Annotated in this window: 18 protein-coding genes and 1 other annotated feature; of the genes, 12 read left to right on the forward strand and 6 right to left on the reverse strand. The window is 49.1% G+C overall.

Translation table 11 applies throughout. The features are described from left to right. Position 1 precedes the first annotated feature (1 nt). Together QL223_RS06910 and aroF are read right to left on the reverse strand one after the other, a co-directional pair. A complete protein-coding gene (locus tag QL223_RS06910; protein ID WP_281544289.1) occupies positions 2 to 1,579 on the reverse strand; it encodes an anthranilate synthase component 1 in 1,578 nt (525 codons plus the stop codon). Continuing rightward, entirely contained in the window at positions 1,576 to 2,589 is a 1,014-nt protein-coding gene (gene aroF / locus QL223_RS06915; RefSeq protein ID WP_002540193.1) for a 3-deoxy-7-phosphoheptulonate synthase, read from the reverse strand. The genes QL223_RS06910 and aroF overlap by 4 nt, the downstream gene beginning before the upstream one ends. 54 nt (positions 2,590 to 2,643) lie before the next feature. Further along, positions 2,644 to 2,738: a sequence feature (Trp leader region), on the reverse strand. A gap of 122 nt (positions 2,739 to 2,860) precedes the next feature. On the opposite strand from aroF, the gene QL223_RS06920 reads away from it, so the two are divergent. The 3 genes from QL223_RS06920 to rluB all read left to right on the forward strand — a co-directional run bounded on the left by QL223_RS06920 (position 2,861) and on the right by rluB (position 5,573). Beyond that, positions 2,861 to 3,736, forward strand: a complete 876-nt coding sequence (locus QL223_RS06920; RefSeq protein ID WP_281544290.1) for a PHP domain-containing protein — start codon at positions 2,861 to 2,863, stop codon at positions 3,734 to 3,736. Then, positions 3,733 to 4,353: an L-threonylcarbamoyladenylate synthase gene (locus QL223_RS06925; protein WP_002540191.1), complete on the forward strand. Its 621-nt coding sequence runs from the start codon at positions 3,733 to 3,735 to the stop codon at positions 4,351 to 4,353. The genes QL223_RS06920 and QL223_RS06925 overlap by 4 nt, the downstream gene beginning before the upstream one ends. A 224-nt stretch (positions 4,354 to 4,577) precedes the next feature. Continuing rightward, positions 4,578 to 5,573: a 23S rRNA pseudouridine(2605) synthase RluB gene (gene rluB, locus QL223_RS06930; RefSeq protein ID WP_002540190.1), complete on the forward strand. Its 996-nt coding sequence runs from the start codon at positions 4,578 to 4,580 to the stop codon at positions 5,571 to 5,573. 77 nt (positions 5,574 to 5,650) lie between these two features. On the opposite strand, the gene QL223_RS06935 is transcribed toward rluB, so the two are convergent. After that, entirely contained in the window at positions 5,651 to 6,391 is a 741-nt protein-coding gene (locus QL223_RS06935) for a YciK family oxidoreductase (RefSeq protein ID WP_002540189.1), read from the reverse strand. 245 nt (positions 6,392 to 6,636) lie between these two features. On the opposite strand from QL223_RS06935, the gene sohB reads away from it, so the two are divergent. Continuing rightward, positions 6,637 to 7,695, forward strand: a complete 1,059-nt coding sequence (gene sohB / locus QL223_RS06940) for a protease SohB (RefSeq protein WP_002540188.1) — start codon at positions 6,637 to 6,639, stop codon at positions 7,693 to 7,695. Positions 7,696 to 7,703: 8 nt separating this feature from the next. Continuing rightward, positions 7,704 to 8,120, forward strand: a complete 417-nt coding sequence (locus QL223_RS06945) for a DUF805 domain-containing protein (protein ID WP_281544291.1) — start codon at positions 7,704 to 7,706, stop codon at positions 8,118 to 8,120. Between the two features lie 74 nt (positions 8,121 to 8,194). On the opposite strand, the gene QL223_RS06950 is transcribed toward QL223_RS06945, so the two are convergent. Next, a complete protein-coding gene (locus QL223_RS06950; RefSeq protein ID WP_046306523.1) occupies positions 8,195 to 8,440 on the reverse strand; it encodes a YciN family protein in 246 nt (81 codons plus the stop codon). Positions 8,441 to 8,959: 519 nt separating this feature from the next. Between QL223_RS06950 and topA the strand changes: the two genes are divergently transcribed. Beyond that, on the forward strand, positions 8,960 to 11,581 hold the full coding sequence (gene topA, locus QL223_RS06955) for a type I DNA topoisomerase (RefSeq protein ID WP_062662311.1): 2,622 nt from the start codon (positions 8,960 to 8,962) through the stop codon (positions 11,579 to 11,581). Positions 11,582 to 11,706: 125 nt separating this feature from the next. Continuing rightward, positions 11,707 to 12,141, forward strand: coding sequence for a VOC family protein (locus QL223_RS06960; RefSeq protein WP_002540184.1), 435 nt, complete (start codon positions 11,707 to 11,709; stop codon positions 12,139 to 12,141). A gap of 6 nt (positions 12,142 to 12,147) precedes the next feature. Here QL223_RS06960 and QL223_RS06965 read toward each other — a convergent pair whose 3' ends face one another. Beyond that, positions 12,148 to 14,859, reverse strand: a complete 2,712-nt coding sequence (locus QL223_RS06965; protein WP_281544292.1) for a nitrate reductase — start codon at positions 14,857 to 14,859, stop codon at positions 12,148 to 12,150. Positions 14,860 to 15,260: 401 nt separating this feature from the next. Between QL223_RS06965 and cobA the strand changes: the two genes are divergently transcribed. The 5 genes from cobA to QL223_RS06990 all read left to right on the forward strand — a co-directional run bounded on the left by cobA (position 15,261) and on the right by QL223_RS06990 (position 22,338). Then, positions 15,261 to 16,058, forward strand: coding sequence for a uroporphyrinogen-III C-methyltransferase (gene cobA / locus QL223_RS06970; RefSeq protein ID WP_281544293.1), 798 nt, complete (start codon positions 15,261 to 15,263; stop codon positions 16,056 to 16,058). A gap of 9 nt (positions 16,059 to 16,067) precedes the next feature. After that, complete coding sequence (nirB, locus tag QL223_RS06975; protein WP_281544294.1) at positions 16,068 to 18,608, forward strand: nitrite reductase large subunit NirB; 2,541 nt, start codon at positions 16,068 to 16,070, stop codon at positions 18,606 to 18,608. A gap of 10 nt (positions 18,609 to 18,618) precedes the next feature. After that, positions 18,619 to 18,948: a nitrite reductase small subunit NirD gene (nirD, locus tag QL223_RS06980; RefSeq protein WP_002540180.1), complete on the forward strand. Its 330-nt coding sequence runs from the start codon at positions 18,619 to 18,621 to the stop codon at positions 18,946 to 18,948. Between the two features lie 112 nt (positions 18,949 to 19,060). Then, on the forward strand, positions 19,061 to 20,536 hold the full coding sequence (locus QL223_RS06985; RefSeq protein WP_281544295.1) for a NarK family nitrate/nitrite MFS transporter: 1,476 nt from the start codon (positions 19,061 to 19,063) through the stop codon (positions 20,534 to 20,536). A gap of 2 nt (positions 20,537 to 20,538) precedes the next feature. Further along, positions 20,539 to 22,338, forward strand: a complete 1,800-nt coding sequence (locus tag QL223_RS06990; protein WP_281544296.1) for a bifunctional protein-serine/threonine kinase/phosphatase — start codon at positions 20,539 to 20,541, stop codon at positions 22,336 to 22,338. On the opposite strand, the gene QL223_RS06995 is transcribed toward QL223_RS06990, so the two are convergent. Continuing rightward, positions 22,335 to 22,676, reverse strand: a complete 342-nt coding sequence (locus tag QL223_RS06995) for a thioredoxin family protein (RefSeq protein ID WP_281544297.1) — start codon at positions 22,674 to 22,676, stop codon at positions 22,335 to 22,337. The two genes, QL223_RS06990 and QL223_RS06995, sit on opposite strands and share 4 nt — an antisense overlap. Between the last annotated feature and the right edge of the window lie 32 nt (positions 22,677 to 22,708).

Below are 22,708 nucleotides of genomic sequence, written 5' to 3' on the forward strand. Positions count from 1 at the left end.
CTTATGCTCCTGTATGTGCTGCGCGAATGGCGGTAAGAACGGCAGCGGCTTTGCCACGGGTTTCGTCTGCTTCTGCCTGAGGCAAAGAATCAAACACCACACCTGCACCGGCTTGTACCTGCGCTACGCCATCTTCTACATAAGCAGAGCGGATAACGATACAGGTATCCATATCGCCGTGACCGGTAATGTAACCGACTGCGCCACCATAGCTGCCGCGACGGCTTTGCTCGAACTCACGAATCAATTGCATGGCTCGGATTTTCGGGGCACCCGTCAAGGTACCCATGTTCATGCAGGCTTGGTAAGCATGCAGAGCATCCAAATCATGACGAAGCTGTCCGACAACGCGCGACACCAAATGCATCACGTGACTGTAACGGTCAACTTGAAGAAGATCAGCAACATAGCGGGTACCAGGTTCACTGATGCGAGCCACATCGTTTCGCGCCAAATCAACCAGCATCATGTGCTCGGCTTTTTCCTTGATGTCGTTGCGAAGTTCAAGTTCTATACGACCATCCAGATCAAGGTTGATGGAACCATCACTGTTTTTACCGCGATGGCGTGTACCTGCGATCGGGTAGATTTCAACTTGATTGGTGTCTTTGCTGTATTTCAGTGCACTTTCCGGAGACGCGCCAAACAGGGTGAACTCCTCATCCTGCATGTAGAACATGTAAGGGCTCGGGTTGCCTTGTTTGAGTTTCAGGTAAGCGTTCAGTGGAGAAGGGCATGGCAAAGTGAAGCGACGGCTAGGCACGACTTGGAAAACATCGCCTTTTACCACATAGCCTTTGAGCTCATCGACAGCATTGCAGAAATCTTCGTCGCTGACAGAGACTGCCACATCAACACTGTCCAGTTGCTTCGCAGAAGGCATTTCGGTTGGATTCAGGCAGCTTTCCCGAATTGCCTGTAAGCGACGGCTTAAATCAAAGTAGGTTTCGGTGTTTTCGTTGCCACCAAACTGGGTTGCCTGAAGCTTGGCTTTGCGACGTTGGTGGTCGATAACCAAAAGGGTTTCCGCAACATAAAACAGGTAGTCAGGACAACGGTTACCGGATTCCACTTCTGGCAACGGTTCAAATTGTGCGACTAAGTCGTAGGCAAACAAACCACCGACAAACAATGCTTCGTCTGGCAGACCATCCAGTTTGAAAGCATGCTGAACCAAACGCAGCGCATCAAAAGGGGATGGCTGGCGCAGACGGGCGTCTTCATCCAGTGTGCGGTTTTCTTCAGCAAAGTGTAAGGTCAGCAGCTCTGGCTGACGTTCACTTTCAATAGCAAGTTGTTGGCTGGTGAGTTCAGCTTCAACGGCATCAAGCACGTTGTGGCCGTTTTGGCTCTTAGCTTCGAGTTCAACCGTGCGGCCACGACAAACGATACGCACAGCTGCATCGACCAACATCAGGCTTTTGAGATCCTGTTTGGAATCAATCTCGGCAGATTCAAGTAACAGGCTATGTGGGCGATCCTGACAGATCGCCGCATACAGTTCAGTGGGTGCAGCGACGTATGGCACATCCAGGCTCAATACGTCGAGTTCGCCTTTATTTAAAGCGTGGTTTTTCACAGCGTTCTCCCTGCTGCTTCTACAAATGGTTTCAATTCTTGCATTAACTGCGCGAACATTTCCCCTGTCAGTGCTTGATGCCCATCTGACAGCGCTTCTGCTGGATTGAGGTGGCTTTCAACGATGATACCGTCGGCGCCTACCGCTGCTGCCGCACGAGACAATGGAATGACAAGCTCACGTACGCCGGTGCCATGACTTGGGTCGACGACCACTGGCAAGTGGCTGCGCTGTTTGATGTAAGCGACTGCATTTAAATCCAAAGTATTACGCGTTGCTGTTTCAAATGTACGAATGCCGCGCTCACAGAGAATAATGTTCGGGTTGCCAGCATCATAGATATATTCTGCCGCCAGCAACAGTTCCTCGATAGTGGCGGAAAGTCCGCGTTTTAACAAGACCGGTTTACCTGTTTCGCCAACTGCTTTTAACAATCCGTAGTTCTGCATATTGCGTGCGCCAATTTGCAAGCAGTCGATGTATTCACACAATGAATCAACTTGACCGACTTCCATGACTTCAGAAACGGTTGGCATGCCGGCAGCTTCACTTGCTTGTTTAAGCAGTTTCAGGCCTTCAACGCCCATGCCCTGGAAGTCATAAGGGCTGGTGCGGGGCTTGTAAGCGCCGCCACGAAGGGCAACTGCGCCATGACCTTTGACGACATCTGCAACAGACATCAATTGTTGTTCGGATTCTACAGAGCATGGACCTGCGATAACCGCGAATTTGTCGCCGCCAACTGGCACATTACCGATGCGGACCACGCTGTTGTGTGCCTGTACTTCGCGGGACACCATTTTGTATTTGGTCAGGATAGGTTTGACTTCTTCAACCAGTGGATCGCTGTCCAGATGAAGCTTCTGCAATACGCGTTCATCACCCAGTGCGCCCAAAACAATGCGCTCTACACCCGGCATGTAAAGTGGCTTCAGGCCAGCGTTCTCAATCTTGTTCAGGATGTGTTTTGCTTCTTGTTCTGTTGCCTGAGGCTTTAGCACAATGATCATAATCTGAGTCCTTAGCTTGTCATTCCCAATCCAGTTCCCGGGAAAAAAATAGGAACAAAAAAACCCGCGTTATGCGGGCTTGGTGTCGTCTTTCCTTGAGATATCACTCATCACACCGCCCGCTATTGGGAGTGCCACCACCAGTTAATCAGTGCTGTTTGTTGGATGAGGTTATGCTGTACCATGAAGACGAAATCCATTTGAATAAGTAATCGTGTACTAGTTAACTAGTATATGGTGGCGAAGTCAAGCAACAAATAGAAGAAAATGAATGCTATTTGATCTACATAGCCACACAACAGCGTCGGATGGGCGCTTCACACCGGAAGACTTGGTCAAGCGCGCGGTTGATTTTCGCGTCAATGTACTTGCGATTACCGATCACGATACGGTGGCAGGGCTGGAAGAAGCCAAAGCAGTGGTTGCCCGTGACAATCTGCCATTACACATCGTCAATGGTATTGAAATATCGACGGTTTGGGAAAACAAAGACATCCATGTCGTCGGTCTCAACATCGACCCAGAATCTCCTGAATTGCAGAAACTGATCGTTGAGCAGTCAGCACGCCGCGATGAACGTGCAGTACAAATTGCAGAACGCTTGGAAAAGCAGCGTATGCCCGGCGCGCTCGAAGGCACAAAAGCGCTGGCAGGCGATGTCGCGCTTACACGCGCCCACTTTGCCCGTTGGATGGTGGAGCAGGGGCATGTGAAAAACATGCAGGCCGTATTCAAAAAATATCTGACCCGCGGCAACCCAGGTTATGTACCACCAAACTGGTGTACGATTCAGGAAGCCGTTGATGTTATTCACAAAGCGGGTGGTCAAGCCGTGCTGGCTCATCCTGGTCGGTATAAACTTACCGCTAAATGGCTGAAACGCCTGCTTCAGGTTTTTGTTGATGCAGGTGGTGATGCAATGGAAGTTGCACAGCCACAACAATCGCCCAATGAACGTCGTCTGCTGGGCGACTACGCTATTCAGTTCGGGTTAGCCGGTTCCCAAGGCTCTGATTTTCATTACCCTTCACCGTGGCTGGAGTTGGGTCGTAACTTATACTTACCGAAAGGTTGTAAGGAAGTCTGGGAAAACTGGTCTTTGCCCGAGATTGCCGAGGCAGAAATGTCTCATGAGGAGGAAGTGTGAGCCAATTCTTTTACGTGCATCCTGAAAACCCGCAAGCACGTCTTATCAATCAAGCTGTTGCGATTGTTCGCAACGGTGGTGTGATTATCTATCCAACGGATTCTGGCTATGCGCTGGGTTGCCAGTTGGAAAACAAACAAGCACTTGAGCGAATCTGTCGCATTCGTCGACTGGACGACAGACATAACTTCACGCTGATGTGCCGTGATTTGTCTGAACTTTCGGTCTATGCCCGCGTCGACAACAGTGCTTACCGCCTGATTCGTAACAACACGCCGGGTTGTTACACTTTCATCTTGAAAGCGACCAAAGAAGTACCTCGCCGACTGATGAATCCTAAGCGTAAAACCATCGGTATCCGTGTGCCGGACAACCAAATTGCGCTGGATTTACTTGAGGCGTTGGGCGAGCCGATGATGTCCACTTCGCTAATCTTACCGGGGAATGAGCATACAGAGTCTGATCCGGAGGCGATCCGTGACCAGTTGGAACATGCCGTCGACTGTATTCTCAACGGTGGTTACCTGGGCGAGCAGCCAACTACAGTCATCGATCTCAGCGAAGATGAGCCTGAAATTCTCCGTCGTGGTACAGGCGATACCTCTCCTTTTGAATAGGCTAGAAGAGGGGCAATTGGGCAAAAACTCTCAGTTAAATAAAATGGCTGAGTGCAAACGAAAATTGCCAGATTCAGCCATTATCGATTCCGTGAAATTATGTGGTGTCATTGTGTGCATTTTGGCATAATACGCCGTTGCCTTAGATCCGCGCTCAGTCGCGCCTCCAAAGGTTTTCTTTCCGACATCGACGCCTGTGAAGGCGACAGTAAGGTAGTTAGTCAATGAGCGAAAAATTACAGAAGGTGCTGGCCCGTGCAGGTCTTGGTTCACGTCGTGAAATCGAGGGCATGATTCAGTCCGGCCGAGTGAGTGTTAACGGTGTAGTAGCAAAACTGGGTGACCGTTTGGAAGACCTGAATGCTAACGTACGTGTTGATGGTCACCATGTGCAAATTTCTGCGTCTTCTGAACAAGTTTGTCGTGTTCTGGCATACAACAAGCCGGAAGGCGAATTGTGTACCCGCAGCGATCCAGAAGGTCGCCGCACCGTGTTTGACCGCCTGCCACGCCTGAATGGCGCACGCTGGGTGGCAGTAGGCCGTCTGGACGCAAATACCTCGGGTCTTCTGCTTTTCACCACAGATGGTGAACTGGCAAACCGTTTGATGCACCCAAGCCGTCAGGTGCAGCGCGAATACATGGTTCGTGTATTCGGCGAAGTTAACGAAGAGATGGTTCGTAATCTGGTTCGCGGTGTTGAACTGGAAGACGGTGAAGCACGTTTCGAAGACGTGGTTTACGCAGGTGGTGAAGGTTCAAATCACACCTTCTACGTGGTGATCACTGAAGGTCGTAACCGCGAAGTACGTCGTCTGTGGGAAACTCAGGGCGTGACTGTGAGCCGTCTTAAGCGTGTTCGCTACGGTGATATCTACCTGAGCAAAGAATTGCCACGTGGCGGCTGGATGGAGCTTGAACTGAACGATGTGAACTACCTTCGTGAGATGGTAGAACTGCGTGCAGAACAAGAAACCATGATCGACCCAGAAACCAAGAAACGTAAAGCGCGTGCGCAAAAGATTCGCCGTGCAGTACGCCGTTATGAAGAGCGTGTTGAGTCTGGTGAAACCCGCAAACCACGTAACCGTCGTGGTGGTCAACCAGCTGGTAACCGCACCCGCACAGGTGGTGGTCGTCCAGGTAAACCTGGTGCAAACCGTTCCGGTCAGCCTTCTACCCGTCAGAAGAAGACAGGTGGAAACCGCAAGCCACGTTAATGGTTTGGAATATATAAAGAAAAAGCCAGCAGAGATGCTGGCTTTTGTCGTTTTCTAGCATCTAGAGCCTAGATGCTTTATTTCGGCTGAGCATCAATACACTGACCATTCACGTCTTTGCCTTCAGGTGCCATCAGGTAAAGGTACAGCGGCATGATATCCAATGGTGTTTTAAGGTTGTTGGCATCTTCAGCAGGGAAAGCCGATGCACGCATTTTAGTGCGTGTACCACCTGGATTGATGGCGTTGACCTTCACCGTGGTGTTGCTGAGCTCATCAGCCAGCACTTGCATCATACCTTCAGTCGCGAATTTAGAGATAGCATAGGTGCCCCAAAACGCACGTCCTGAATGCCCTACTGTCGATGAAGTGAAAACGATACGGCCATCTTTAGACTTTTGAATCAAAGGCATCAGTGCCTGAGTCATCATGAAAGTCGCTTTCACGTTCACCTGCATGACTTCGTCGTAGGCTTTTTCTTCGATTTGGTCGAATGGGCTCAGCACGCCCAGCATGCCTGCGTTGTGTAAAACACCGTCCAGCTTACCGAACTGCTGCTCGATGGTGTCGGTCATATCCAAATAATGCTGGCGGGTTGCACCCATCATATCGAGTGGAATGATCGCTGGTTGCGGGTAACCTGCTGCTTCGATTTCGTCGTAAACGCTTTCCAGTTTCTTCACTGTGCGTCCCAGCAAAATAACTGTTGCACCGTGTTGTGCGTAACTGATGGCAGCCTGGCGGCCAATACCGTCGCCTGCGCCGGTCACCAGAATCACTTTGCCATTCAATGCGTCGGCTGCTACTTGATACTCCACGTTACAATATCCTTTTCATTTTGATCTTGCGTGCCTGCTAAACTTGCCACTCGTCATCATGCGAGTGAAAGGCACTGTTGTAAGCTCGCATTTTAAGGCTGCTTGGGAAGAAGAAACAACCTGGTGATGTAAAGAAAGCGACATACGAGGTTGTTTGGGTATTCATGTCTAGTAGAATGACAGGATTCACATAAATCTGTGCTCAATAAAAGTACACAGAAACAAAAATAAACGAGGAACTAAGTTTGGAATTCTTGCTTGATTACGGCCTTTTCCTGGCGAAAGTGCTGACCTTTGCAGTCGCCGTGATCGTCGTGCTTATTATTGCTAAAAGCGCTGGCGGAAAACAGTCTCAAAAAGGTGAGTTGGAAATCACTAACCTGACTGAAAAACATAAAGATTTAGTGCATTCGATGGAATCGCATCTTTACGATGAAGCGGCATTAAAAGCGCGCGACAAAGCAGATAAAAAAGCGGAGAAAGCGAAGGCTAAAGATGCCAAGAATGAAGCGAAGAAAATGACAGATACGGCAACGCTGGAACAAAGCCGTAAACCACATGTTTTCGTCTTGGATTTTAAAGGCAGTATCGATGCACGTGAAGTGGCTTCTTTGCGAGAAGAAGTGACGGCAATTCTGGCTGTCGCCAAAGAGGGTGATGAAGTGCTGGTGCGCCTTGAAAGTGGTGGCGGTATGGTTCACGCATATGGCCTTGCTTCTTCACAACTTGATCGCATCAAGCAAGCAGGCATACCGTTGACAGCTGCGGTGGATAAAGTGGCTGCAAGTGGCGGTTATATGATGGCATGTGTGGCAGACAAGATCGTTGCAGCACCTTTTGCCGTAGTAGGTTCCATCGGTGTAATTGCACAGTTGCCAAACTTCAACAAACTGCTTAAAAAGCATGACATTGAGTTTGAGCAATTGACTGCAGGTGAATTCAAACGCACGTTAACCATGTTTGGCGAAAACACAGACAAGGCGCGTGAGAAGTTTGTTAGTGAGTTGGAAGAAACTCACACACTGTTCAAAGACTTTATTGCCGACCACCGTCCATCGTTGGATCTTGAAAAAGTGGCTACTGGTGAGCATTGGTTTGGCAATCAGGCACTGCCACTGGGATTAATTGACAGCATTGGTACCAGTGACGATTATCTGGTGTCGGCAGTTAAAGAAAAAGATGTGCTGGGCGTACGTTATGTTCAACGTAAGAAACTGGCAGAAAAACTGGCCGGTGCGTCGGCAGAAGCGCTAGACCGCGTGCTGCTGAAGTGGATTAGCCGCGGTCAGCGACCAATCGTTTAGGAGTAAAAATGAACAATCAAAAGTGGGCACTGCTCTCGTTTGAAGGCCGGATGCGACGCCGAGATTACTGGCTGTACAGCGTGCCGGTATTGATTATGGTGCTGCCAACTTTCTTCTATCAGGGCGGGAATGTGGTGCTTGATGCACTGGCATTGGCGATTTCACTGTTTGCCATTTATGCTTCTATCGCGCTGAACATCAAACGGCTGAAAGACAGAAACAAGAGTCCTTGGTGGATTATTGTGACTTTTCTGCCGTTGGTAGGTCCTATCTTCGCGCTGGTGGAGTTAGGCATTCTTGATGGAACGCCGGGTCCAAATCAGTTTGGCCCAGATCCAAAAGGACGCGGTCAGAAGCCGGGTTCTGGCGGCGGTGATGATGCCCATCAGGACGAGAAAAAAGACACAGCAGTGTTTGAAGGTTAAAGATAAAAATGCCACCGAAAGGTGGCATTTTTATCACTGAATCCAGCATTTTCAGGTCATTTGAGTTTATAAAACTACTGAATCGTATATTGCTTTGACAACTGGTGTGCCAGGTACTTAAACATATTAAATACGGCAGTGGTTTTAGGGGTTGGCAGTCCGTTGTCGTCTAAAAAATACTCCCCTTTGAAGACCATGACGCCGGCTTTTTCTTCGACAGAGTCAGTGTTCATGCCTTCGATGTAAGCATCGTGCTCACGGATCATTTCGTTTGCGATTTTCAATAAATCGTCAGCGCTGATAGGTGTTTTCTCAGCCATTTTCTTCTCGATTCGGGTAGTGAAATGAAGGGGCATTATAGCGCCGGGAAAGGAAAAAACAGTAGGTTTGAACAAAGCCTCATTATTTTGCGGCTTCCGCTACTTATTGTGAGCCAAGCCAGAAAAATTCGATGTGAAATGGTAAAGATGCTTCGGTCAATGGTAATGATTAGCGCGCCTGTCTGCTTTAGGCTGCACTTTCAGTCATGCTTTCTTAGCAATGACGAATAGAGGGTAAAAGTGCGGCGCTAAAGGGCTAGCGGTCTAAGATATCCTCGACTAATAAAAGTGAGACGGCAACATTTCCCTGATAGTGCAGACTTGTTGTTAACAAATGAACAACAACTGGGGAAGCAGCGACCAATCAGGGGAAATTAGATAGAAACTGGTTGATATTCGGATCGAGTCGCTCAATATTAAAAAAAGCGTCAGCATGGCACTGGAGTTGGAAAGCTCATCGATTGCCAGCGATCTGAATGAATTTTATGAATGAGAAACGCGAGGGCGTATTGGGTCACTATGGGTAAATCTCTCGTTATCGTGGAGTCCCCGGCAAAGGCAAAAACGATCAATAAATATCTGGGCAAAGACTTCATCGTTAAATCGAGCGTAGGTCATGTCCGAGATCTGCCTACCGGCGCCGCGCAAGGCGGCAAGAAAGCAACGCCAGTTTCAACCAAAGGGTTGAGTGCGGAAGAGAAAGAGCGCATCAAAAAAGAGAAAGACAAAAACGCGCTGATCAACAAAATGGGTGTCGACCCATACCGCAACTGGAAAGCGAATTATCAAATCCTGCCGGGCAAAGAAAAAGTCGTGCAGGAACTGAAAACGTTGGCAGAGAAAGCTGACCACGTTTATCTCGCAACGGATTTGGACCGCGAGGGAGAGGCGATTGCCTGGCACTTGCGGGAAATCATTGGCGGTGACGAAAGCCGCTTCAAGCGCGTTGTGTTTAACGAAATCACCAAAAACGCAATCCAGCAGGCGTTCGAAGCACCGGGCGAGCTGAACATGGATGGCGTAAATGCTCAGCAGGCGCGTCGTTTCCTCGACCGTGTTGTGGGCTTTATGGTATCTCCGCTGCTTTGGAAAAAAGTCGCGCGTGGTTTGTCTGCGGGCCGTGTTCAGTCAGTTGCTGTGAAGCTGCTGGTTGAGCGTGAGCACGAAATCAAAGCCTTTATTCCAATGGAATACTGGGACATTCACACTGATACCACCACGGCGAGCCAAAATGCGTTGCGTCTGGTTGTTGCCCAGCAAAATCGTGAAGCGTTTAAACCGCTGAACGAAGAGCAGGCAATGGCAGCAACGGCAGCGTTGCAGAAAGCGACTTACAAAGTGGTTGACCGTGAAGACCGTCCAACCTCAAGCAAGCCGTCTGCACCGTTTATTACCTCGACGCTGCAACAAGCGGCGAGCACCCGCATGGGCTTCGGCGTTAAGAAGACCATGATGTTGGCTCAGCGTCTGTACGAAGCAGGTTACATCACCTACATGCGTACTGACTCGACCAACTTGAGTAAAGAAGCGGTTGAGGCAGCGCGCAGTTTCATTGGCTCAGAGTATGGTGACAACTATCTGCCATCATCAGCAAATGTCTACGGTTCAAAGGGTAATGCACAGGAAGCGCACGAAGCGATCCGTCCTTCAAGTGTGGATGTGAAAGCTGATGATCTTCAGGGCATGGACCCTGACGCACATCGTCTTTACGACCTGATCTGGCGTCAGTTTGTGTCTTGTCAGATGGTGCCAGCGAAGTACGACTCCAGCACCATTACTGTGGAAGCAGGCGAATTTACCCTGAAAGCAAAAGGCCGCACCTTACGCTTTGACGGTTGGACACGTGTTCAACGTCCAATGGGTAAAAACGAAGACACCACACTGCCGCATGTTGATGTGGGCGAGATTCTGTCTTTGGAAAAAGTGGATCCGAAGCAACACTTCACCAAGCCGCCTGCGCGCTACACAGAAGCTGCGCTGGTTAAAGAACTTGAGAAGCGTGGCATCGGCCGTCCATCGACTTATGCAGCGATCATTTCTACGATTCAGGATCGTGGCTATGTGCGTGTAGAGCAGCGTCGCTTCTACGCAGAGAAGATGGGTGAGATTGTGACAGACCGCCTGGATGACAGCTTTGCTGATCTGATGGACTACGATTTCACTGCGCGTATGGAAGAGCACCTCGACCAAATCGCGATGGGTTCAGAAGATTGGAAAAATGTTCTGAACAACTTCTTCAAAGACTTCACCGGCGATCTGGAAAAAGCAGAGCTGGAAGAAGGTGAAGGTGGCATGAAGCCTAACAGCATCGTGATGACCGACATCGACTGTCCAACCTGTGGCCGCAAGATGGGTATCCGTACTGCATCGACTGGCGTATTCCTGGGTTGTTCTGGTTATGCACTGCCGCCGAAAGAGCGTTGTAAAACCACTATCAACTTGATGGATGAAGAAGGCATCGTTAACGTTCTTGAAGAAGACGTTGAAACCGCAGCACTACGTGCGAAGAAACGTTGTCCGAAGTGTGAAACGGCGATGGATGCTTACCTCATCGACCAAGACCGCAAGCTGCATGTTTGTGGTAACAACCCAAGCTGTGATGGCTATGTGGTTGAGAAAGGTGAGTTCAAGCTGAAAGGTTACGACGGCCCAGTGGTCGAGTGTGACAAGTGTGGTTCCGACATGGTGCTGAAAAACGGCCGTTTCGGTAAGTACATGGATTGCACCAGCGAAACCTGTAAGAACACCCGTAAGATCCTGAAGAACGGGGAAGTCGCGCCACCGAAAGAGGATCCAGTTCACTTCCCTGAACTGCCTTGTGAGAATTCAGACGCGTACTTCGTGCTTCGTGACGGTGCATCAGGTCTGTTCCTGGCGGCAAGTAACTTCCCGAAATCGCGCGAAACCCGTGCACCATTGGTTGAAGAACTGGCACGTTTCAAAGAACGCCTGCCTGAGAAGTTCAAATATCTGGCAGATGCACCATCGGAAGATCCAGATGGTCGCAAAGCAGTGGTTCGCTTTAGTCGTAAGAGCAAAGAGAACTACGTGCGTACCGAAGATGACGGCAAGCCTTCTGGCTGGACGGGTCTGTTTATCGACGGTAAGTGGGAAATCACTGACAAACGCAAGAAGAAGTAATCTCTTCACGCTAAAAAGAAAAAGCACCTTCGGGTGCTTTTTTTGTGTCTGTTCCGAGCCTTAAGGCAATCTCTATCTTTTCTATGGCCTATGCTATCTAGCAATACTTCGACAAGGAGAAAGTCATGGCACTAACCCCATTTCATGTCGCCATTCCAGTGCGACACTTGGAAGAATCCCGACGTTTCTATGCGGATATCCTCAATTGTGGAGAAGGGCGCAGTAGCGATGAGTGGGTTGATTTCAATCTCTATGGTCACCAACTGGTGATTCATCATGATCCAAACATTGGCGAAAACAACACACTCAAGCTTCATCACAATGCTGTTGATGCCAAGTCAGTGCCTGTTCCGCACATTGGTGTTGTGCTGGAAATGGAAGACTGGCAACAACTGGCGGATAGATTGAAATCCAAAGGCGTCGAATTTGTGATTGAGCCCTACATCCGTTTTGTTGGCCAGCCCGGTGAGCAGGCCACCATGTTTTTCCTTGACCCAACCGGGAATGCGCTCGAATTCAAAGCCTTCAAAGATATCGAAGGCCAGCTGTTTGCCAAATAATCCCGGCTACTTGCCGCATGCGCTTTCAACCTTACGCTGATACGGCGTGATTGAAATCGGCTTTGCGTTCCCAATAAATTGTCCTAATTCCGCCACGCAGGAGCCGCAGCCGGTTCCTGCGCCATTTAACTCACCCAGCGATTTCACAGAACAAACACCAGTGTTATCGATGGCATTCTCAATGTCTGCTTTGGTGACTTTTTTACAGGTGCAGATGGTTCGTGATTTGGCTTTCAGCGTGCCGGCAAGAAAACCGTGCATGACTTCTGGCACTGTTTCCGCTGAAACTAACTGGGAAATATCGGGTTGAGACCCGGCTAGCGATGATGGATATATCGCAGCAGCAAGTTCGAATTCTCCTGACCTAAGAGAGACTACCCGTTGCGCCTCGCCACTGGATGCGGTGACCAGAATAGGCTGCCCATCATCCATCAATGCAGCTAATAAATCCTCCAACTCCAATGTTTTAACAGTTAGTTTTAGTGAATACAAAACGCCGCTATCACATTGCTGTGATACCCAAAAAGCAGCGGGAATCGCGTTTAGCTTGGTTTTGTCCAATGGAGACTTGGAAACAATCTGCGCATCGAGATAGGTTTTTACCGATTTCACCTCAACAGGCGTCGCTTTGAACTCAGGTTGACCAGAGAATGGATCCGTGTTGGAAGGAATGACGGTACACACCTTGCCATCTGAACAGTTGGTATGTGTCCAATGAATAGGGGCATAGCATTGCCCGACGGAAACCTTGCTAGTGACCTTGGCAATGAACATCTGTTCTCCAATGGCACTCACGACTTTTACCAAATTTCCGTCTTTGATGCCTCGATCGGCTGCATCAAAGGGATGGATTTCAAGCTGAGGCACGCTGTCGTTCTCTGAAAGCGACGGAGAGAGCCCAGAGCGGGTCATGGTATGCCATTGGTCTCGAATTCGCCCAGAATTCAATATAAGCCCGTAGCGCTCGCTTAAAGAGAGTGCGGGTGGCTTGAAATCAACGGCAACAAATCTGCCTTTACCATTCGGCGTCACATAGTTTCCATCGCCAAATAGACGTTCTGGGCAAACACCATCTTTTGCAGGCCATTGCCTAGGTGGAAAAGATTGATAACTTTCTGGCGTCATACCTGAAAGGCTTTCCAGCGTCAGGGTACGTGCGGTTGGTGTGCCGACTTCATTTCCCAATCGGGTTTGCTCTACATACTCGTTGAAAATATCCAGTTCCGAGCGGTAGCTGAACTGCTGTTCGAATCCCATTTTCTTTGCGACTTCACTGACTATCCACCCGTCGGGCTTGCCCATACCAGGGGTAGCCAACAAGCGACGCTGACGCGAAATCCGGCGTTCGGAGTTGGTGACAGTGCCTGACTTCTCGCTCCAACCTTGTGCGGGGAGGCGAACGTGGGCGTACTTCAGGGTGTCATTGCTTTCAACACAATCAGAGACGACAACATAGGGACAGCTGGCGAGGATCGCATTAATCCGGTTACTTTCGGGGAGGCTGACGGCTGGGTTGGTTGCCATCACCCAAAGAGCCTTAATCTTTCCTGTCTCAATCGCCTCGAACATGTCCATGGCTTTGAGGCCGGGCTTAGTCGCAAGGTTGGAGGTATCCCAAAATTCACTGAGTAGTTCTGATTGTTCTGGATGACCAAATTCCATATGTGCGGCCAGCGTGTTGGCCAGACCGCCAACTTCACGGCCTCCCATGGCGTTAGGTTGTCCAGTGATGGAAAACGGCGTGGAACCCGGCTGACCAACCCGACCTGTTGCTATATGGCAGTTGAGAATGCTGTTTACTTTGTCTGTCCCACTGGTGGATTGGTTGACCCCCTGCGAATACACAGTCACGGTTTTCGGCGTTGAGCGGAACCACTGGTAGAAGGTTTCTATGTCGGCAGTTTTGAGGCCAGTAGCCAAAGACACAGACGTGATATTTGAGAAACGCTTAGCGAGGTCTAATGCTTCATTAAAACCTTCGGTATGCTGATCGACATATCGCTGATTAATCTGATTCAGTTTGGCCATATAGGCGAGTAAGCCGTTGAACAAAGCAATGTCAGAGCCCGGGAATAAGGGAAGGTGGAGGTCAGCAATTTCGCAACTTGCTGTTTCTCGTGGGTCGATGACCACGATCTTAGTGCCATGACGTGCTTTTGCGGCTTTAAGACGTTGATACAAAACCGGGTGGCACCATGCGAGGTTTGAGCCTGTGAGAATCACAAGATTAGCTAGCTCCAGATCTTCATAGTTGCCAGGCACTACATCTTCGCCGAATGCGCGTTTGTGTCCGACGACAGAAGAGGCCATACATAGTCGGGAATTGGTATCGATATTGGCGCTGCCGATAAAGCCTTTCATCAGCTTGTTGACGACATAGTAATCTTCGGTCAGCAACTGTCCTGACACGTAAAAAGCGACCGAGTCTTGTCCGTACTTGGCGATGGTATCGCTGAAGGTGGAGGCGACATGGGAGAGAGCTTCATCCCATGAGCAATCTTCGCCGTGAACGGAAGGGGAGAGCATGCGCCCTTGAGTAGTGACGGTTTCCCCTAGCTTTAAGCCCTTTGAACAAAGCTTTCCCAAATTTGCTGGATGTTCTTCATCGCCACGAACTTCCAGCTTTCCATTCGCTTGTACTTTGGCCTCAATGCCACAGCCTACTCCGCAATATGCACACGTCGACTTTATCCAACTGGAATCATTATTTTCAGTCATTTTATTCCTCTGAGATTCTCTTATCTCTATTCGGGGGAATAAAGCAACTCTCACGCCAACTACTCATTGTTAAATATGATTTTTTATATTCGAGTTTTTATTTAATGAAAACCAATGAATAAGCATGAGAAAAGTTTTAGATATTAACTTTCACTGAAATAGTGCCAAATAAATTAAAGTAATAAATTGCGCAATAACAGTGCATTAATGAGAGCTCAATGCACTAATTCGAAGCGAAAGATCTATTTGAAATCTATTTTTTATTCTGGTTCTCTAAAGCTTTTCAGTAAAAATATAACTTTTAAAAACATGACTTTATATCAGGATTTTAAATCTAGGTTTTCCTAATGGCACCCAAATTGCTCTAGCGAGATGAATAACACGCGACATGAGGGGCAAGGATGTCCACCGTTAAAATTACATCTTTTAAACGAGGACACGTCTCATTGGTGGGGGCCGGACCAGGTGATCCGGACTTGCTGACCATTAAGGCACTTCGTTGTATAGAGAATAGCGACGTGGTGGTTTATGACAGACTCGTCAGCAAGGAAATCATTGATCTGATCCCTGAGGGCGTCGAGCTGGTGTATGTGGGTAAAGCAAAAGGGAAGCACAGCGTTCCTCAGAGTGAAACCAACCAGCTATTGATCGAACTCGCCAGCCGAGGCAAAAGAATCTGTCGTTTAAAAGGCGGTGATTCCTTTGTGTTTGGTCGCGGTGGTGAGGAGATGTTAGAGCTACACCGTGAGGGTATATCCGTAGAAGTCGTTCCGGGTATCACCGCAGCGTCAGGATGCACCAGCTATGCAGGTATTCCTTTGACACATCGGGGCCTTTCTCAAGGGGCAACTTTCGTCACGGCACATGCGGAAAAAGAGCTCTCCATCAACTGGCAGGCGCTGGCCTCGCTGAATCACACGCTGGTGTTTTACATGGGCTTGTCGAAGGTTGGGCAAATTGCTCAGTCACTTATCCAGCATGGCCTTTCTACCAGCACGCCGGTCGCCATTATTGAGAATGGCTGCACGCCGCAGCAGCGGGTTTTTACCGCCGATTTGCATTCAATTGAAGCCACCATTCAAGGAGAGGGCGTCAAGTCCCCTGCGCTTGTAGTGGTGGGGGAGGTCGTCACACTGGCTGATGAGCTCAACTGGTTTATCTCTCAGGCTGAAACACAGCTAGAGAAGCTTTCTGCATAGGGAATAACAATGGAAAAGAAACGCATCGTTGTCATTGGTAATGGCATGGTTGGGCACAGATTTATTGAGGAGTTGTGCGACAAAAATGCTGAAGGCACCTTTGAGATTATGACCTTCTCGGAAGAGCCAAGACTGGCTTATGACAGGGTTCAGCTCAGTGGCTATTTCAGTGGGAAATCCGCGGATGATTTGATGTTAACCAGTGAAGAAGCCTACGACGAAAAGGGTGTTCACTACTTCCTGAATGAGAAGGTCACCGCTATTCGTGCTGAAAATCACTGCGTTGTGACAGACAAAGGCAGAGAAGTTTTTTACGACAAGTTAGTGGTCGCTACCGGTTCTTACCCTTTTGTTCCACCTATTGAAGGTAACGATCAGCCACATTGTCATGTTTATCGCACCATAGAAGATTTAGAGGCGATTGAAGCTTCTGGTAAACAAAGTGAATCAGGCGTCGTTATCGGTGGTGGCTTGCTTGGGCTTGAAGCCGCAAACGCTCTGAAATGCATGGGCGTTGACACCCATGTTGTGGAGTTTGCGCCAAGATTGATGGCCGTTCAGCTGGATGAGGGCGGCGGTGAATTACTCAAAGAAAAAATCGAATCTCTGGGCGTTAAAGTCCACACCGAAAAAGCCACCAAATGCATTACGGCGGGTAACAATTCGCGCTATAAACTGATGTTTGCGGATGGCTCTGAGCTTGAAACTGACATGATTGTTTTCTCTGCAGGTATCCGTCCGCAGGATGAGCTTGCGAGGGAGTTTGGCCTTGAGATTGGTGAGCGTGGCGGGATTGTGATTAATGATCAGTGTCAGACCAATGAAGAGGATGTTTACGCCATAGGTGAATGTGCGCTATGGCAAGGCAAGATCTTTGGTCTGGTGGCTCCGGGCTATCAAATGGCCAAGGTGGCCGTCGCCAACATTTGCGGTGAAGACGCCGCTTTTAAAGGCGCTGACATGAGCACCAAGCTCAAGTTGCTGGGTGTTGATGTGGCAAGTATTGGTGATGCGCAAGGCAACACGCCTGGCGCGCAATCTTACACGTATGCAGACAGCGTGGAGCAAATCTACAAACGCATTATTGTCTCTGAAGACGGCACCAAACTGCTGGGTGCTGTGCTGGTCGGAGATACCGAGAGCTATCCGACTCTTCTGCAAACCATGTTGAACGACATGCCATTGCCAGAGTATCCCTCAGTGTTACTTCTGTCTGACGGTGCGGCTTCTTCTGACTCTGGCGCGGCTGGTGTTGCAAACCTTCCTGATGAAGCACAAATCTGTTCTTGTTATGACGTCACGAAAGCAGACATCAAAGCAGCCGTTGTCGCGGGTTGCACCAACATGGCAGATCTTAAAGCGGAAACCAAAGCATCAAGCGGATGTGGCGGTTGTTCAGCACTTGCCAAGCAGGTGATGGACGCAGAGCTGGCAGCGCTTGGTCATGAAGTAAACAACAACCTTTGTGAGCATTTCCATTACACCCGTCAGGAACTGGCAGACATTGTTCGAATCAAGAAAATCAAAACGTTCGACGAACTGTTAGACAGTCATGGCGAGGGTCTGGGCTGTGACATCTGTAAACCTGCTGTCGGTTCAATTCTGGCGTCTTTCTGGAATGACTATGTGTTGAAAGAAGAACACATGGGATTGCAGGACACCAACGACATCTACCTTGGCAACATGCAAAAAGACGGGACGTATTCTGTCGTGCCGCGTGTGTCTGGCGGTGAGATCACGCCAGATAAGCTGATTGTACTGGGTCAGGTGGCTAAGCAGTTTGACCTCTACACAAAAGTGACTGGTGGTCAGCGTATCGACTTATTCGGCGCGCAATTGCATGAGCTGCCTGAAATCTGGCGAATTCTGGTCGATGCAGGTTTCGAAACCGGCCATGCCTACGGGAAATCTGTGCGTACCGTGAAATCCTGCGTTGGTTCTACCTGGTGTCGTTACGGCGTGGATGACAGTGTGGGCTTCGCGATTGATATCGAGAACCGCTACAAAGGCCTGAGATCGCCGCACAAGCTGAAGTTCGCTGTATCGGGATGTACTCGCGAGTGTGCAGAAGCGCAATCAAAAGACATCGGTATTATCGCGACAGAAAACGGCTGGAACCTCTATGTGTGCGGCAATGGTGGTATGCGTCCGCGCCACGCTGACCTGTTCGCATCAGACCTGGATAGTGAAACCCTGATTAAATACATCGACCGCGTGTTGATGTTCTACATCCGAACCGCAGACCGCTTGCAACGCACGTCAGTTTGGCTAGAAAACCTCGAAGGAGGATTGGACTACCTGCGTCAAGTGGTGATCGAAGACAAGCTCAACATTGGTGAAGAGCTGGAAGCAGAAATGGCGGCAAGCCTGGGTAACTATCAATGCGAGTGGAAAACCACGATTGAATCACCGGAGAAACTCAAGCGCTTCAAACATTTCGTGAATAGCGAAGCGCAGGATGAGAGTTTGAAATATCAAACTGTTCGTGGTCAGCGTATTCCTGCTGAACTTGCATCGCAAAATATCGATATCGTCACGCTGGAAAGTTAAGGAGAAAGCAATGAGCCAGTGGCAAACCATTTGTGAAAAGTCTGACTTGGTCAAAAACACCGGCGTGTGCGCATTGTTGGAAGACAAGCAGGTGGCGGTATTTCTTTGTGGCCGAACAGACTCGCTATATGCCGTTGATAATTATGATCCAATCGGAAAAGCCAATGTGCTTTCTCGCGGAATGATCGGCTCGATAGGTGACAAAACAGTGATCGCCTCACCGCTCTATAAACAGCATTTTTGCCTGGATAGCGGTATTTGTCTGGAAGACGAAAACGTATCGATCACCACCTACCCAGTCCGTTGTCATGAAGGTGCTGTGCAACTGAGTCTGGTTTAAATATTTATTCCCCTGATTACCCAATCAGGGGAAGTTAAAAATTTTCAAATTAAGTTTGCTGTGATTAAAACATCGCGGCACAGGGATTGTTTGTTTGAAGAGGAAGTCAATAATGTCATCTAGTGACAAGTTCAATATATTTTCCTTTACCGGAAAAATGAAAATTCTCCATTTAAGTTGGTTCGCATTCTTTATTACCTTTGTGGTGTGGTTTAACTTTGCGCCATTGCTACAATCGGTAAAAGAATCGCTCGGCTTAACCACCGCAGAAATTAAAACTCTGCTTATTCTCAACGTTGCTTTTACCATTCCAGCGCGTGTTTTAATCGGCATGCTCACGGATAAATATGGCCCGCGGCTAATCTACTCCTTACTGCTCGCTATCTGTTCTATCCCTTGTTTTGTTTTCGCACTTTCAGATAGCTTCGTTCAGGCTGCCATTGCCCGTTTTGCCCTGGGTCTCATCGGTGCAGGCTTTGTTATCGGTATCCGTCTGGTATCTGAGTGGTTCCCACACAATGAACTGGGCACTGCAGAAGGCATCTATGGTGGTTGGGGTAACTTCGGCTCAGCCGCCGCTGCATTCACCCTGCCAACCGTGGCTGTGATGTTCGGTGGTGAAGATGGCTGGCGTTACGCTATGGGTATCACTGGCTTGATGAGCCTGGCTTTCTCTTTCGTGTTTTATCGCAACGTGACGGACACGCCAAAAGGTGCAACCTACTACAAACCAAAGAATGGCGGCGCCATGGAAGTCACCTCAAAAGGCGACTTCTACCTGCTGCTATTCATGAAAACCCCAATGTACGGCGCACTGGCACTGCTGGCTTGGAAACTTTCGCCAAGCGGTATCGGCATGTTTTCTGATACAGCCGTGTACGGTATCTATGCGGTACTTGCGGGTATCTACCTGTTTGATGCCTCCCAAGTATGGAAAGTGAACAAGCATGTCTTTAAAGAAGAGGTGCCAGAAATTCACCGCTACCAATTTAAGCAGGTTGCTGTGCTGAATGTGCTGTACTTTGCGACCTTTGGTTCTGAGCTTGCTGTGGTTTCAATGTTGCCATTGTTCTTCTCTGAAACCTTTGAACTGACCCCTGTAGTGGCGGGTATGGTGGCATCCGCTTATGCCTTTATGAACCTGATGTCACGTCCTGGTGGCGGCTGGTTGTCTGATAAATTCGGTCGTAAACCAACACTGCTTATCCTCACTGCGGGTCTGGCATTGGGTTACTTCGTGATGGGTCAAGTCGACAGTGCGTGGCCAGTTTGGCTGGCGGTTGTAGCGGCAATGGGTTGTTCGTTCTTTGTGCAATCCGGTGAAGGCGCGGTATTTGCGGCTGTGCCACTGATCAAGCGTCGCATGACAGGCCAAATCGCAGGTATGACAGGTGCTTATGGTAACGTGGGTGCAGTTACTTATCTGACGATTTTGTCCCTGGTTGATTACAGCACTTTCTTCTACATCATTGCAGGTACTGCAGTTGTGGGCTTTGTGACGCTACTCTTTATGGAAGAGCCGTCAGGCCAGATTGCTGAAGTGAATGATGATGGTTCAATCACCATGATTGATGTGGCGAAAGCATAAATATGAAACCAGAGTTTCATGAACAGGCAGCGTCGTATGGCGCTGCCGGTACTGAAAACGGGGAGACGCAGGGAGCGGCTTCCCGTTTGATCGTTCGTGCGGGTGGCAGCTCGGTTGCCGGGCGCAAGCCACCTAATCAGGATGCTTTTGCTGTTTACTTGCCAAAAAAGGTAAGCGAGCTGAAACACAAAGGTGTGGTAGCGGCGATAGCGGATGGTGTCAGCACCAGTGAAGTCAGTCAGAAAGCCAGTGAAATGGGCGTGACTGAATTCGTCAACAACTACCTTGATACGCCAATTACCTGGCCAGTGAAAGATGCCGCTGGAAAGGTGATGAAATCTCTCAATTACTGGCTTTACCATCATGGACAACAAGCGGGCACGCAAGCCAGTGCCATGGTGGCTGCTTTTTGCTCGGTGATTGTGAAATCGAATACTGCTCATGTTTTTCATGTCGGAGATTGTCGCGTCTACCTTTGGCGTCAGCACAGACTGAGCCAGATTACGCAGGATCATCGGCACTACCAAAGTAAAAACCAGCACCACTTAACCCGCGCGCTGGGTATTGATAGCCACTTGAATGTGGATTATCAGCCCGTAGCACTTGAGCGTGGTGATCTGTTGTTTCTCGCGACAGATGGTATTCATGACACCATGACAGAGCGGGAAATTGCCCAGCGTCTTTACGCTTCTGATACCACGTCTGATCTCGAACACTTAGCGGCATCGTTTGTTGATGACGCTTATAAGCTGGGAAGCGATGACAACATCACTTGTCTGTTGTTAGCTGTCGATTCTCTTCCTGCTGCGACCTATGGCGAAGCGCTTCGCGATTTATCAGAAAGAAAAATTCCGCCTGTTTTGAAAGAAGGGCAGAAGATTGACCACTACACAGTGGCGAGGGTGCTTTACAGCGGAAGCCGGAGCCATATCTACCTGACGCGCAGTGACTTGGATGGCCGTCAGTATGTATTGAAAATGCCATCGCTCAACTTTGCGGATGACGCAGTTTATCTTGCGGGCTTTATCCGGGAGGGGTGGATTGGTGAACAGGTGAAATCACCCGGCGTGATGAAGATTCATCCGCCATCGAGTTATTCGCCATACCTCTATCATGTCTGCGATTACATCGAAGGTGTCACGCTCAGACAATGGATGATCGATAATCCAACGCCGACGCTCACTCAGGTTCGTACGCTGGCAAAAGGAGCTATTCGAGCGGTTCGGGTGCTTCAACGTCTTTCGGTGGTTCATCGCGATATCAAACCGGATAACCTCATGGTCGACAAAGACATGAATGTCACTTTGATTGACTACGGCACTGCGCAATCAGCGGGCTTAGAAGAGCTAATGGGGAGTGAGGAAGAAGGGTATCCGGTCGGTGACTTAAACTACGCGGCACCGGAATATCTCAAAGGCAACAAAGCCAATTTCTCTTCTGACTTATTTTCATTAGGTATGACGGTCTATGAACTTTTGACCGGACATTTACCTTACAAAGCAGTGAATGCCTCCAACCCCAGAGCGGCAAACCGTCAAAACTATGTACCAGCAACGGTCTATTGTCCTGCTGTGCCGGATTGGTTTGATGAAGCACTCAAAAAAGCCTGTCATCCGATCCCGAAAGCCCGCTATCAGGCGCTTTCTGAATTTGAACAGGATTTGATGAAGCCTAACCCCACGTTCAAATCTTCCAATGAAAACAGGCCGCTTTTAGAAAGCGACCCGTTGCGTTTCTGGAAAGGACTAAGCCTTATCCTGTCCCTGATTGTTCTGGTACAGTTTATTTTTCTTGTCGGTTAGCTCGCCTGTGAAATTAAATCTTCCACTTCGTCTTCATGAATCGGGCGAACAATACGGTCAACTTCCAACCCATCCTGAAGCAGGATCAGAGTTGGCCAGAGCTTCACCTTAAAGGCTCGACCTAAAGGCTTGCCCTTACCGTCGTAAACTTTGGTATGAGGGAAAGACTTTGCTTCCAGCACGGCTTTTACCGCGGGTTCAGCCGCTTGGCAGTGCCCACACCATGGCGCGCCAAACTCTATGATAGTGATGCCTTTTTGATCGCTAACATCCTCAAAAGACGGAGCATCTTCACTGTATTCGGGATTAAAGCCTGTTTCTGTGGCGCGTATCGACATACTGTCCTCCATGACAAGATGAAAAAGGGCCT

This window comes from Grimontia sp. SpTr1 (assembly GCF_947387585.1).
GTDB classification, from domain to species: Bacteria; Pseudomonadota; Gammaproteobacteria; order Enterobacterales; family Vibrionaceae; genus Enterovibrio; species Enterovibrio indicus.